Source organism: Microcoleus sp. PH2017_05_CCC_O_A (assembly GCF_020738785.1).
In the GTDB taxonomy this organism is placed as follows: Bacteria; Cyanobacteriota; Cyanobacteriia; order Cyanobacteriales; family Microcoleaceae; genus Microcoleus.
On sequence record NZ_JAEQCB010000096.1, the window covers coordinates 1 to 13,297 of the forward strand.

A 13,297-nucleotide genomic window follows, 5' to 3' on the forward strand; every position below is an offset into this window, starting at 1 on the left:
ATTCTTTATTAAGCTTTGTTAAATACAGAAGGCGGTTGAAACCGCTACCGACTTATCCCCATGTCTAAAGCCAGGGGCTTGCGTCTCGCTCTTTGGTCAGTCAGCGTCCAGGTCAATACTGACGGTAAAAAAGTTTTAGGTATCGATCATGGTATCGATAATTGGTTAACCTGTGTCAGCAATGCGAACACAAGCTTTATTGTTGACGGAAAACATTTGAAGTCTCTAAATCAGTGGTATAACAAGCGAGTAGCTGCATTGATGGGTGGAAAGCCTAATGGCTTTTGGTCGCATCAATTAGCACGATTAACTGAAAAGCGCAATCGTCAAATGCGTGATGCGGTAAATAAAGCGGCCAAAACAGTTATCAATCACTGCCGAGAAAACCAAATTGGTACTGTTGTTTTTGGCTGGAATAAGGGTCAAAAAAATGGCGTAAATATGGGAGTAAAAATTAATCAGAAATTCGTACAAATTCCTACTGGTAGATTGAAAACTAGAATCTCTCAGCTCTGCGAAAAGTATGGAATTCGATTTACAGAAACAGAGGAAAGCTACACATCAAAAGCTTCATTCGTTGACAATGACTTCCTGCCTACAATCGGTGCAAAACCCGATGGGTGGAAAGAGTCGGGTAGACGAATTAAGCGTGGATTGTATCGAACTGGTTTACAAAACTGGTGTATTAACGCCGACTGCAATGGTGCAGCCAACATTATGCGAAAAGTAGCGACAATGCTAGGTTTTGACCTTAGCGGAGTTGGTAGAGGTGTCTTGACAGCGCCATTAAGGATTGCCATTTGGTAGTGTCTTAAGAATCCCCGTGCGTTCACGCCGGGGAGTGTCAAACTAAGCGCTGCTAACAGAAATTCGGTGTTCTCGGCAAGTTCGATCGTAAATATGATTTAATTCCACAGCCAAGCAAATCTCACCCCGCAGCCATAGCGGTACAACTGGAAGCGTGGAACCCACAGCTAAGTTTTCCTGCCAAATATCTAGGCATTGGTTGCCGTCTCGCTCGATCGGGCGATAAGCTGTAGCATAGAGATCGGCGTCGAAGGGCGAAGCAATTCCTCCCACTAGACGGGCTAACAATTCATTGTGAAGATTTGCCTTCCTAACCGTCACAACATCAACTATTACCAACCCAATTCCCTGTCGCAAATACGTCTCGCACTTTGACACAAAAGCACAGCGATGACTAGAACGATCTTTGTTGGCAGGACTTACTAATTCAATTGCACCTGCTAAAACCGGGCCACCTTCTGTGTTAAAAATATTGACTTGCACAGATTCTGCCACAGGTAAAAAAGGCACGCTTTGTGCTGGGGGCGACATCCAATTGTTTGGTAAATCTATTGGCAAATTAATTACCGTCTCTGGACAATCAAAGTCCGGTAGAGGTTCCTCAAAAGCTGCTACATCAATTTCAATTTCAAACTGCACGTTGGGTTCTGCAAAATAACCTTCGGGTAATTTGGCATTCAAGTCAGATGCAATATAAGTCGCCCAAGCATTGTGAAAGGCGTGCCAGTGACGGCGCGCTGACAGCGGCGGGCGGAAATGATCTTGTAGCACCATATTTTTTTAAGTTAGGGCTAATTAAAATTATAATGTCTAATCGTTGGCAATAACTCAGCAGCAGGCGGAAAGATGAATTTGGTAAATGACAAGGATATTGTCAAACAGTATTTTAACTCGACGGGCTTCGATCGCTGGCAGCGAATTTACGGCGACGGCAAAGTCAATAAAGTGCAGCTAGACATCCGCACCGGGCACCAGAAAACGGTGGATACAGTGCTTAGCTGGCTGCAAGCTGACGGCAATTTGCGCGGGCTTTCAGTCTGCGATGCCGGCTGTGGTGTTGGATCTCTCAGCATTCCTCTGGCTGAGGCTGGGGCAATTGTTTGTGCTAGCGATATCTCTGAAAAGATGGTAGCAGAGGCTTATGATCGATCGACAGCCGTTCCCGGCAAGATGTACAACATCTCTTTCGCCGCCCAGGATTTGGAAGCTTTAACCGGCAAATTTCACACGGTTATTTGTTTGGACGTGCTGATCCACTATCCTCAAAGTAAGGCTGCGGAAATGATCGCTCACCTAAGTTCGATCGCCCAATCGCGACTAATTCTCAGTTTTGCCCCCAAAACCTTAGCACTTACGGCGCTCAAAAAATTTGGCGAACTTTTCCCCGGCCCGAGCAAAACTACCCGCGCTTACCAGCACCGCGAAGCTGATATTATCAAAATCCTAGAAAGCAACGGTTTTGTTGTTAAAAGAACAGCCATGAATAGCACTAGCTTTTACTATTCGCGCTTGCTGGAAGCTGTACGCAAATAAACTAGAAATATCTGCAAAAAGCTGATTTATCATAAATAGGGTGTGCAGTACGTAGTTGCGCTTGGGCGCTCTTTCATGAAAGAGCGCTGAAGCGCAACTACGTACCTAGAGGAGCGATCCATATTCTGGGATTCATTGATAGGGAAACCGCAGATAAACGCAGATGATTTCAATATAGTTTGTGAATGAATGCAACTCAAGTCTATTTATGTTCACCAATTACCAATTACCAATTGCCCATTAAAAAAATACTATGTCAACCCTAATCCTAACGCGCATTTTTATAGCAGTCGCAGCCGTATTCGGAGGTTTGTCGGTTGCGGGCGGGGCTTTTGCCTCCCATGCTTTGAAAAACCAATTGAGCGATCGAGCTTTAGGCATTTTTGAGACCGGCGCCCGCTATCAAATGTACCACGCCCTGGCTTTATTACTCGTCGCTTTATTATTAAGCCGCGCCCCAGAGTCTGAAACTTTTTTTGCAGTGGCTGGATGGGCTTTTATTGTCGGCACGATAGTCTTTTCAGGTAGTTTGTACGCCCTGAGTTTGACTGACATCAAATGGCTGGGTGCAATTACGCCTGTGGGCGGAGTTGCTTTTATTGTCGGTTGGGGCTGTTTGGCTGTTGCAGCTTTGACTTTCAAGTAACGAGTTGATCGATTTTGAGGCAATTACCAATTACCGATTCCCCATTACCGATTCCCCATTACCGATTCTCAATTCCAAATTCCCGATTCCCGATTCCCAATTCTCTAATTGTCAAAGACATCGCTGGAAAACATATCTGTCACAGTCCGCAAGTAAGGTAAAAATACCATAACATCGGCAGCCGGGAGGCGATCGGATATTTCCCAAAACAAAATTAGCAGCATATCCTGCACTAATTCCCAACTTACATGAAGTCTCGGGTACAGCATCACGCAGATTGGAAACAATTCTTGCTGTACCGGGCGAATACTTTCTTCCAAAACGCACCAGCACAAATAACTTTGAAAAATCTCGACATCCCGAATGCCAGAAATTTTGACCTGCGGATCGGTCAAATAACCGCTGCTGCTGCGGTATCCTGGATGCTGGGAACTAGCCCGAGCGTACACTGCACTAGCAATCTGAGTTGTCTGCTGCAACAAATGCTGAACGGCTAAGAGAGCTTTTGAATTCGGGGTATGATCCGCCGCAGCATCGTTAATCTCTCCGTGGGGAATGTGCAGATAGTCATCTATAACTTTTAAGTAGGGTGCAAATTCCGATCGCTCTGACTCCGAAAGGCATCCTAACAAGATTTTGCTAGTGTATTGAAACTCCAACGTCACAAATCCCAGCACTAACGGATCTGTGTCTGAGTATTTCCGTCTTACTTGGACAATATCTTTTCCCACCAGCACTGACAAGCGGAAAACAGGTTCCCTATCGCCGTAAGCGTCTATTGCTTTCCGATATAAGCTGCGAGTGTCGGCGACAATTTCTTCTTGATTAATTAAGCTAGGATCGATCGCGTGTCGCTCTATTTGTTCCCCTAAAAGTGCCTCTACTTTATTCCAAGCTATCTGGCTGGCAACTTTCAGAGTATCTGTCAATTTGTCAACTATTTTGGCTCGATTGCCATCAAAATTGCTTAAATCTCGGCTCTCGGAGATTTGCTGATGTGTTTGGTTTTCTCGTCCCGCTACTGTACTGTAATATTTTTTTGCCCAGCTAACTGCCAAGGAAGAAATGCTAACTCCTTTAGCCCCTGGGATCTTGTGAATGTCCGATTCCGTAATAGCCTGTGACGCAAAACTGTCGTCCTGTTGCAGTTCGTCGCCCACTGATAAAAACTTTGAAGATAGTTGTGAAATACCAGCCATGAGAAACCTCGTTGTTTTATAAAGCCGTACCCGATCGATTCCCCTAATTTTTAAAGTTACTAAATATAATCTTCTGCATTTATACCCTGACAGTCATCCGCCATTGTGCTTAAAACTATGAGCCATTTGGCTGCACTGCATCCATCCTATATAACTTGCACGTTAATAACGCTATTTATTGTGCGCTCGATCACAGTCACTATGCGATCGTAACCGATTTTTTTTCTTTACCTGTAAAGACGGCAAAAATAAATTCAATTTGTTTTAAAAGCTCAGAATTAAACTCTAGTCTGCCTTGAAAAAACTGCTCTTTGAGATATTTTATCTTTGTTTTGTCGCTTATGTCGATCGCCCTACGTTCTCAAAGAATCTAGGCTACATCACGATCGAGCGGTGACTTTGATTGATTTATTTTTTTATGTGAAGCCCAAAAAATTTGTCTGACATTCGTTAGGAAACCTTAACACATTCAACGAGCGGCATTTATAAATAAATTATTAAATTTGAGATGAGAATCAGATTTATGTGAGTTTTGTGAATACTATTGCCAGAGCGATTTTTTGGCGCTGGTTTTTTGAGCTTCCTCAACCGCCGACAATCGATCGCCATTCATTCGATCGCCCAACCACCATTCAAAACCGGAATCTCGATCGACTCACCCGATCGTCCCCACACTCTACAAACTCTGGCTAGTTGCAGTCCTCTGCCGGAAGAGGTACCTTGCCCCTACAACGATAGGAGTGGGTTTCAATGCCTCACGGGCGATCGATCCTAACAAACAGCACGGCCAGTACATCTTTAAGGCTATGGCTTCGGGTAGGATTAGTAGGACGAGAGGAAGTGGATAAAGTCAGGAACTCAGGGCTAAAGCCACGCTCGCTTGTAAGAAATTACAAGCTATTCTGACCAGCCTAAGTCTTAACTGACTACGTTTTTTGAGTCACGACACCCTGGGATGCGTAGCTAGTCCCCTGCTCTGTCATCTGCAATTAAACAGTTTTAAAGTCACTGAAACAGTGTTGCAGGTCTAACAAGCTCTTAAAACATTGGCGAAGCTAACATTACTCGAAAGAGAAAACCGGAGGGCAACCATACCCTCCACCCCGCAAGGGGACGCCCAACAAAGGGCAACCCATTATGCGTACAGGATTGTGAAGCTTGAGATGGTAATTGTCCCATTGAAAGTACACCACAAAAGTACACCGAGCCAAACAATTCCCTTGCGCGGTAATGGAAAGATTCAAGGCGATTGAAATCGCCGAGCCGTTTTCCTCTCAGGACTAAAGTCACTGATTTTCCCACTTACCGAAATTTTCTATGAGCGCCAGCAATTCAACAGAAGAAATCAAGTTCGGAACCGATGGGTGGCGGGGACTGATTGCCCATGACTTTACTTTTGCCAACGTGCGAAAAGTCACCCGGGCGATCGCCAGCTACCTCGAAACCGCTTACACCAAAGACCGTCCAGTGCTAGTATCCTACGATACCCGCTTTCTGGCAGACGAGTTCGCCCGCACGTCGGCGGAAGTCTTGGCAGATTTGGGATGGACTGTCATGGTAGTCGATCGAGATTGCCCGACACCAGTCATCGCCTACAGTGCCAAGCATCTCAACTCCGCAGGCGCCCTGATGTTTACGGCTTCGCACAATCCCGCACCTTACTGCGGCATCAAATACATCCCCGACTACGCAGGACCGGCAACCCCGGAAATTACGGATACCATTGTGGCAAATATTACTGGTGCTTCTGATGCCCCAGCCATAGGCAGCCACAACGATAAAATCTCCACTTTTGACCCGAAACCTGAATATCTGAAGTTTCTTTATACTTTGATTGATGTGGAGCGGATTCGCTCTGCTAAGTTGAAGGTGAAGTACGACGCCCTCTATTCGACTTCTCGCGGCTATCTAGACGAAGTTTTGGTACACTGCGGCTGCGATTTGGAAAGTTTTCACACTTACCGCGACGTGCTGTTTGGGGGCGGAATGCCTGAGCCCAAGGGCGAACAGTTAGTCGAGTTGGTGGAAGCTGTTAAGAAGGATTCAGCCGATTTAGGTTTGGCTACGGATGGCGATAGCGATCGCTTTGGTATTGTTGATGAGTTGGGTAATGTCTTGACTCCGAATACTGTACTGTTGCTGTTGGCGCGTCACTTGGTTAAGAATAAAGGCTTGACTGGGGCGATCGTCCGTACCGTCGCAACTACCCACTTGCTAGATAATATGGCCGCCAAATACGGTTTAACAATCTACGAAACCGCAGTTGGCTTTAAATACATCGGCGAAAAGATGCGAGAAACAGCCGTGCTCATCGGTGGCGAAGAGTCTGGTGGTTTGAGCGTTTTGGGTCACATCCCCGAAAAAGACGGGATTTTGGCTGATATGCTAGTTGCTGAGGCGATCGCCTACGAAGGCAAACCGCTATCTCAGCTAGTAGAAGAAGCCATCAAAGAAGCCGACGGCCCCCTGTACAACAAACGCTTGGACTTACACCTAGAAGAAGCGCACAAAGCAGCCGTTTTGGACTCTTTTACCAAGAATCCACCCACGGAAATAGCGGGTATTGGCGTTAAGGAAATCGGCCGCAAAGACGGGATTAAACTGTATCTTGAAGACGGCGGTTGGGTATTGCTGCGGCCTTCGGGAACGGAACCTTTGATGCGCGTTTACATGGAAACCAACTCTGTGGAAAAAGAAACCAAAGTTGCCGAGTACATGGAAAAGGTAATTGCCAAGTTAGAACCTGCTTAAGTTTCAATTTATCCTAATGCGGGGTTTTTCTCCTAAGCTTTGAGATTGTAGGGTGCGCGCCGCGCACCTTACGTATTTTTGATAGATCTTGCCAAGCTTATGAACATTATATATCTGGTATTACTTCGTTTCCAATTACTTAAATTATCTGCGTCGCATCTGTGTTTATCCGTCTGACATCTGCGGTTTCTGTACCAATCAAAGACTTATGCAATCGGTATATTAATCATCAATACTTGTCCGCCACCATTGACAAACAAATCAAAATTATCAGTATTCGATCGCACTTTAAAATCTTTCCATCAAATCTTTTTCTGCGGCATAAACATCTCGTAGCTGTTGCAGCCCTGAAGCAGAAATCACCGATTTAAGTTTAGCTACCAACATTCCCCACTCCAGCAAGCTGTCAACTGACACAGCCTCTTTGAACTTGTGCGTGTAGAATTTAGTCCAAAAGGCCGGTGCTAGCTTGCTTTTCCAGCGTTTGTACCATCTGCCAAAATCTTGAGGGGAAGGCGGATTGACTCGTAAGATTGGGGGAAAATCGGCGTAGCTGACAAACCGGCTGATGCCTTTGGCGTGGACATACACCATGTAGCGGCAGCATTCGATCCGGTAAATGTCGTCTGTTGAGATGTTGAACAGCAGTGCTACTGTGTCTTCTGTGACGAATCTCGCCAGCGGATGCAGGATTGGAGATTTGTGAATTATCTTGGATTCTGCGATCGTCCGCGATTTTGCCGGAGTTTCTGATATCATGGCTAGTATACCTCTGGATATGGTTAGTAGACTTCTGGATATGGCAAATGCGCTTTTGATAGAAAGAAATAATCTGTCTAGATTGAGTTTTTAAGACGATCGCCCTTTAGTTTTCGAGGCCGGGGGGCGATCGGCTTTTTACACATACAATTATACGACGCAATTGCATCAACTGTCAAGCATGGGTTTAGTCAGGCTAAAAATTCGGGAACTAGCTGCTGAGAAGGGTTGGACGCTTAAGGAAGTATCCGATCGTTCTGGGGTAATTTATAGCACCGTCAGAAGCTATGCTCGTCGTCCTGAAATGGCAATGGTTGACTTTACTTGCCTGCGGAGGTTAGCTCGAACTTTTGATGTGATGATTGAGGATTTGGTTGAGGTTTTGGAGGAATAGGGCGATCGCTCTTAGTTGTCCAGACGTGAGCCGATCGCTTTTTCAGATATCTAATATTAAACGACAGCAGATTGTCATTTGTCAAGTAAGTATGAGTAAAGGCTTAGTGAGGTTGCGGATTCGGGAGTTTGCAGACCAGAATGGCTGGACACTTAAGGAAGTTTCAGATCGATCGGGCGTTGGTTACAGTACCATTAGGAACTACGCCCAATGTCAAGGCATGACAACCGTTAACTTTGCCTACCTGCACAGGTTAGCTCGGACTTTTGATGTGATGATTGAGGATTTGGTGGAGATTTTGGAGGAATAGGTCGATCGACCTTTCTACCTTTCCACTATAAACCTCACGCTGCGTCTTGTCAAGACGCGCTTAAACGTTTTGCAACGCAGCTAGAAACTCAGCTTAAAGGTGCTAAGATTTAGTCAAAGTTGTTAATCTCCCGTTAGTTTTGTGACTAGAGCCAGTACCGCGATCGGAGTCAGCCCCATCATCAAGGATATAGTGCAGAAAAAGGCGCTAGCAACCCGACTAACGCTGAAGGAAATTATATATGTCGGGATGCTGGCGATCGACGAGTTGGACGAAAAGCGCCTGCAAGAGTTGGCGGACAAGGTGCATCAAATGCAGGTAAATGGAGAGATTTGAGGGGTTGAGGGCGATCGGGCTTTTGGTGAAAAGAGGGGAATGCGATTCAGTCCGCTCCTACAGAATAGTTGTGCCGCTGTCAAGGATTGTAGTCCATTAAGCTCAAATATTTCAAGCCAATCCAATCACCGCGTGCGGTACAGCCAAACTTGTATCCGCATCCTACATCCCAGAAGCAAAACATATATTGTTTTTGGTCTTGCAGGTATTCATGCACTAACTGATTAGTAGGTTCCTCCTCAGAAAAGTCAAGATAATTTATATTGAAATAGTAAATGTCATCATCCAAAAACTTGCCTACCTTCAGAGCTTTTTCAATTGCTGTAGCTTCCTCAGAAGCTGCTGTACAAAAAATCTGATGATGGTGGCTGTATTCGTTGTAGTAACCAGTTACTTGAATAGGTTTAAATTTGGCAATAATTTTGCAAATTTTATCATGTAAATCTTGTGTTACCAAGCTTGGTGAGTCACAGGAAGTTAGTGATGCGAAAGCTGGATGATATGATAACTCGTATCGATTCCAAACTTGATCCGGAACGGTAGGAGCAAGACAAATCCAGTCCGAATCTGGAGTTTGACCAACAATTATATAAATCTTAAATTGGCCCGACCCCCGACGATAGTTGAGGCTACTTTGAATACTCCTCAAACTGTAAACTTTAAGATTCTGCAAACTATTTTTTAAGAAGTATGCTAAAGCATTGTAATACTGGAAATGCTGTGATTGTAAATATGGATTCCAGGATTTATCTTTACGTTTTCGTCGAGGTGGTGCGTATTCATAGCCAGGATATTCCTTGGGGTCAATGGGCAATCCACGTCGCTCGATCCCTTTCCACGCTGTAATCGCTCGATCTAAGTCTGCAAGCTGAACAAAGCCTTCTGAGACTAAAAGATTCCAGGCATTTAGGCTTCCTCTACGCTCTGTATCCCACCAAAATGGGTTCAAACTTTTCGCATAGTTTTTGAACTTGTTGATTAGTTCCTCTGTCTCAGGGTGCATATGACTATGTGAACTACCTAAATCCTCATGTTAAAGATAGAGAATGCGATCGTACTTTTATTCCTGCTTGACAGACTCAGCCAACCGCTTCGCATTCTCCCGCCGATAAACATTAATCGGACTGTTGCGAATATCAGCTTCAACCATTGCAATTAGTTCATCTAGTGTTTGAGTCCAAGCTTCCAGCATTCGGTTGCTGTCCCGAAGCATAGCAACAGTTTGCTTAACTTTCTCTGGATCGGGGAGTTTGGGTGTTTCACTCATGGCAGGTTAAAATCTCTTTTCGCTTCCTGGATAGTGGCTTCGATCGCATCGGCGTCAGCTTCTGCTTGCTCAATAGTTTGACCTACTGAATTCGGCGTAGCAGAAGAAAATTATCTAAAGATTTGCCATATCTGCTGTGTTGACAACCAAATTACAGCGATCGCTCCCAAGTATAATGTCACAATATCAAAACCTAAAAGGGTTTCCAATTCTTTCAAAGTAATGGCTCGGTATATCAAGCTACAACTTGATATAATCGCTGTTGTAGCCAAAGCTAAATTCATAAAGTCTGCCAACTTGAAAACAATAGGTCTACGGCGAACATATAACGAACTGATACCTAAAACTATGGTCACAAATGTTAAACAAGCCCAGCTAGAGACTAAAATTTGGTTCTGACTCATTTAACATCCCTACTATCTTCTGTCCTATCGGACGATCGAGAATTTCTCCCGTACCACAATCCAAGGGCAGCACCAGCTACAGCACCGGGTACAGCACCAGGTATTCCAACCACCATATTTCCGATTAAAGCACCGCCTGATGCCCCAACAATCATCTGATTTCCAATGGTCTGAATAAGTTTTTGTCTGTTCTCCGTTTTATCATCTGAAATAGTCCCTAATTCTTGACAAATCGCTTTCATTTCGGCTGCAAATTCTGCATCTTCATACATTGCCACTTGTAAATACACAGCAACTTGCTGCAAATCAGATTTTGAACCATGTTCAGCAGCAAATATAGCACTTCCTGCTTTTGGGTTTTCTTTTAACTTATCGGTAATCCTTTGACGCAACCGACTTATTGTAAGGTTTTGGCTTTCGGTGAGTTCACCCACAGCAACTTTAGGATCAGAGGGGAAAGCCCATAAGACGAGGTTAATGACGATTAAATTCAATGATTCCATAAAAATTTTATAACTTTTAACACAATTTTGTCTGCTTCTATTGTACAAAATTCCACAATAAAATTCAAAAAATCCCCCGCCCGAAGGCAGGGGATTTAATTTAATTACCTAGAAACCAGAGTTCAGAGTTATCCGAATTTCCCGGCCGTCGAGGCAATTACAAAGGCTGCGTAAGTGAAGACGTTGCCCACAGTAAAGTGAACTAAGCCAACCAAACGACCTTGGACGATCGACAAAGCAACAGGCTTGTCTTTCCAGCGAACCAAGTTGGCCAAAGGAGTGCGCTCGTGAGCCCAAACCAAGGTTTCGATCAACTCTTGCCAGTAACCTCTCCAAGAGATCAGGAACATGAAACCAGTTGCCCAAACTAGGTGTCCGAATAAGAATATCCAGGCCCAGACTGACAGGTTGTTAGTACCATACGGGTTGTAACCGTTGATCAACTGAGAAGAATACAGCCAGAGGTAATCGCGGAACCAGCCCATCAGGTAGGTAGAAGACTCATTGAACTGAGCCACATTACCTTGCCAGATGCCTAGGTGCTTCCAGTGCCAGTAGAACGTTACCCAAGCTAGGGTGTTCAACATCCAGAAGACAGACAGGTACATCGCATCCCAAGCAGAGACATCGCAGGTACCGCCACGGCCGGGGCCGTCGCAAGGGAAAGCATAACCGAAGTCTTTTTTGTCCGGCATCAGCTTAGAACCGCGTGCATCCAGAGCGCCCTTGACCAAAATCAAGGTGGTGGTGTGCAAGCCAAGTGCGATCGCATGGTGAACCAAGAAATCGCCAGGTCCGATCGCCAAGAACAGAGAATTTGTACTACTGTTGATTCCTTCCAACCAGCCTGGGAGCCATACGTTGCCGTAGTTTGGCCAAGCAGTCGCCGCAATGCTGTCTGGGTTAGAAAGTAGCACGTCCATGCCGTACAGAGCCTTCCCGTGAGCAGCTTGGATGAACTGTGCGAACACTGGTTCAATCAAGATTTGCTTTTCAGGAGTTCCGAAAGCGACTACAACGTCGTTGTGAACATACAAGCCGAGAGTGTGGAAGCCCAAGAACAGCGACACCCAGCTCAAGTGAGAGATAATCGCTTCTTTGTGCTGCAACACGCGATCGAGCACGTTGCCTTTATTAGCTTCAGGATCGTAGTCCCGCACCAAGAAGATAGCTCCGTGGGCGAAAGCACCGACCATGATGAAACCAGCAATGTACTGGTGGTGCGTGTACAACGCAGCCATTGTCGTATGATCCTGCGCTATGAAAGCGTAAGGAGGCATCGCGTACATATGCTGAGCGACCAAGGAGGTGATTACACCTAAAGCAGCGAGGTGAAATGCCAGTTGGAAGTGCAGCGAGTTGTTGTAGGTTTCGTAAAGGCCTTGGTGAGGCAGGTTGAACTGACCTTCACTCTTACCGCCTACCAAACCAGCTTTTGAATCCAACATCTCTTTGATGCTGTGACCGATACCGAAGTTAGTCCGGTACATATGACCGGCAACGATAAACAGAACTGCGATCGCCAAATGGTGATGAGCAATGTCTGTGAGCCACAGGGATTCTGTTTGAGGGTGGAAGCCGCCCAAGAAAGTCAGAATTGCAGTTCCAGCGCCTTCGGCAGTACCGAATACGTGGCTTGCTGCATCTGGGTTCTCGGCGTATACGCCCCAGTTACCAGTGAAGAACGGAGCCAAACCAGCCGGGTGAGGAGGGGTAGACAGGAAGTTTTCCCAACCTACGTGCTGTCCGCGAGATTCGGGGATAGCGACGTGAACCATGTGACCAGTCCAAGCCAAAGAGCTGACACCGAACAAACCAGCCAAGTGGTGGTTGAGGCGAGATTCAGCATTCTTGAACCAAGACAAGCTCGGGCGGTACTTCGGCTGGAGGTGCAACCAACCTGCGAACAGCATGACAGAAGCCAACAGTAGCAAGAAGATAGCTCCTTGATACAAGTCGCCATTTGTCCGAACCCCTTGGGTGTACCACCAGTGGTAAACACCAGAGTAGGAGATGTCCACTGGGTTAGAAGCGCCCGCTTGAGTGAAAGCTTCTACTGCTGGAGCACCGAATTGAGGGTCCCAAATCGCGTGAGCGATCGGGCGGACGTTTAGAGGGTCTTTAATCCACTGTTCAAAGTTACCTTGCCATGCTACGTGGAACAGGCTGCCCGAAGTCCACAAGAAAATGATTGCTAGGTGGCCGAAGTGAGAAGCAAAAATCTTTTGGTAAAGATTTTCTTCGGTCATGCCATCGTGGCTTTCAAAGTCGTGCGCTGTGGCAATCCCGTACCAGATCCGCCGTGTGGTCGGGTCTTGGGCAAGGTCTTGGCTAAATTTTGGAAATTTCGTTGCCATAAGCCTTGATTAATCCTGAATCCTGAACGTT

15 protein-coding genes are annotated in these 13,297 nt (G+C 45.7%); 8 read left to right on the top strand and 7 right to left on the bottom strand.

The window, feature by feature from the left end; genetic code table 11:
- Positions 1 to 60: 60 nt before the first annotated feature.
- Positions 61 to 807 carry a transposase gene (locus JGK20_RS21705; protein ID WP_325314809.1) on the top strand — a complete coding sequence of 249 codons (747 nt, stop codon included), beginning with the start codon at positions 61 to 63 and terminating at the stop codon, positions 805 to 807.
- Between the two features lie 42 nt (positions 808 to 849).
- Here JGK20_RS21705 and JGK20_RS21710 read toward each other — a convergent pair whose 3' ends face one another.
- Entirely contained in the window at positions 850 to 1,581 is a 732-nt protein-coding gene (locus JGK20_RS21710; RefSeq protein WP_293176764.1) for a DUF4058 family protein, read from the bottom strand.
- Positions 1,582 to 1,653: 72 nt separating this feature from the next.
- Here JGK20_RS21710 and bchM point away from each other — a divergent pair, with 72 nt between their 5' ends.
- The gene (gene bchM, locus JGK20_RS21715; RefSeq protein WP_293176766.1) at positions 1,654 to 2,340 is read left to right on the top strand and encodes a magnesium protoporphyrin IX methyltransferase; all 687 of its coding nucleotides are present in this window, start codon (positions 1,654 to 1,656) and stop codon (positions 2,338 to 2,340) included.
- 253 nt (positions 2,341 to 2,593) lie between these two features.
- Positions 2,594 to 2,986 (top strand): DUF423 domain-containing protein, encoded by a 393-nt coding sequence (locus JGK20_RS21720; RefSeq protein ID WP_293232115.1) that lies wholly within the window; start codon positions 2,594 to 2,596, stop codon positions 2,984 to 2,986.
- A gap of 104 nt (positions 2,987 to 3,090) precedes the next feature.
- Here the strand turns inward: JGK20_RS21720 and JGK20_RS21725 are convergent, their stop codons facing one another.
- Positions 3,091 to 4,185: a hypothetical protein gene (locus JGK20_RS21725; RefSeq protein WP_293232117.1), complete on the bottom strand. Its 1,095-nt coding sequence runs from the start codon at positions 4,183 to 4,185 to the stop codon at positions 3,091 to 3,093.
- Positions 4,186 to 4,729: 544 nt separating this feature from the next.
- Between JGK20_RS21725 and JGK20_RS21730 the strand changes: the two genes are divergently transcribed.
- Both JGK20_RS21730 and JGK20_RS21735 read left to right on the top strand, forming a co-directional pair.
- On the top strand, positions 4,730 to 4,960 hold the full coding sequence (locus JGK20_RS21730; protein ID WP_293232119.1) for a hypothetical protein: 231 nt from the start codon (positions 4,730 to 4,732) through the stop codon (positions 4,958 to 4,960).
- A gap of 542 nt (positions 4,961 to 5,502) precedes the next feature.
- On the top strand, positions 5,503 to 6,936 hold the full coding sequence (locus JGK20_RS21735) for a phosphoglucomutase/phosphomannomutase family protein (protein ID WP_293232121.1): 1,434 nt from the start codon (positions 5,503 to 5,505) through the stop codon (positions 6,934 to 6,936).
- 288 nt (positions 6,937 to 7,224) lie between these two features.
- Here JGK20_RS21735 and JGK20_RS21740 read toward each other — a convergent pair whose 3' ends face one another.
- Positions 7,225 to 7,695 (bottom strand): hypothetical protein, encoded by a 471-nt coding sequence (locus JGK20_RS21740; protein ID WP_293232123.1) that lies wholly within the window; start codon positions 7,693 to 7,695, stop codon positions 7,225 to 7,227.
- A gap of 181 nt (positions 7,696 to 7,876) precedes the next feature.
- On the opposite strand from JGK20_RS21740, the gene JGK20_RS21745 reads away from it, so the two are divergent.
- The 3 genes from JGK20_RS21745 (at position 7,877) to JGK20_RS21755 (ending at position 8,735) form a co-directional block, all read left to right on the top strand.
- Positions 7,877 to 8,089, top strand: coding sequence for a helix-turn-helix transcriptional regulator (locus JGK20_RS21745; protein ID WP_193974409.1), 213 nt, complete (start codon positions 7,877 to 7,879; stop codon positions 8,087 to 8,089).
- A 91-nt stretch (positions 8,090 to 8,180) separates the two neighbouring features.
- On the top strand, positions 8,181 to 8,399 hold the full coding sequence (locus tag JGK20_RS21750) for a helix-turn-helix transcriptional regulator (protein WP_293190082.1): 219 nt from the start codon (positions 8,181 to 8,183) through the stop codon (positions 8,397 to 8,399).
- A gap of 141 nt (positions 8,400 to 8,540) precedes the next feature.
- Positions 8,541 to 8,735 (top strand): hypothetical protein, encoded by a 195-nt coding sequence (locus JGK20_RS21755; protein WP_293190080.1) that lies wholly within the window; start codon positions 8,541 to 8,543, stop codon positions 8,733 to 8,735.
- Positions 8,736 to 8,814: 79 nt separating this feature from the next.
- Here JGK20_RS21755 and JGK20_RS21760 read toward each other — a convergent pair whose 3' ends face one another.
- From JGK20_RS21760 to psaB, 4 genes are all read right to left on the bottom strand, one after another.
- Entirely contained in the window at positions 8,815 to 9,684 is an 870-nt protein-coding gene (locus JGK20_RS21760) for a nuclease A inhibitor family protein (RefSeq protein WP_293190078.1), read from the bottom strand.
- Between the two features lie 111 nt (positions 9,685 to 9,795).
- Entirely contained in the window at positions 9,796 to 10,002 is a 207-nt protein-coding gene (locus JGK20_RS21765; protein WP_293176789.1) for a hypothetical protein, read from the bottom strand.
- Positions 10,003 to 10,402: 400 nt separating this feature from the next.
- Positions 10,403 to 10,909 (bottom strand): hypothetical protein, encoded by a 507-nt coding sequence (locus tag JGK20_RS21770; protein WP_293176791.1) that lies wholly within the window; start codon positions 10,907 to 10,909, stop codon positions 10,403 to 10,405.
- A gap of 128 nt (positions 10,910 to 11,037) precedes the next feature.
- Positions 11,038 to 13,266, bottom strand: coding sequence for a photosystem I core protein PsaB (gene psaB, locus JGK20_RS21775; RefSeq protein ID WP_293176793.1), 2,229 nt, complete (start codon positions 13,264 to 13,266; stop codon positions 11,038 to 11,040).
- Positions 13,267 to 13,297: the final 31 nt, after the last annotated feature.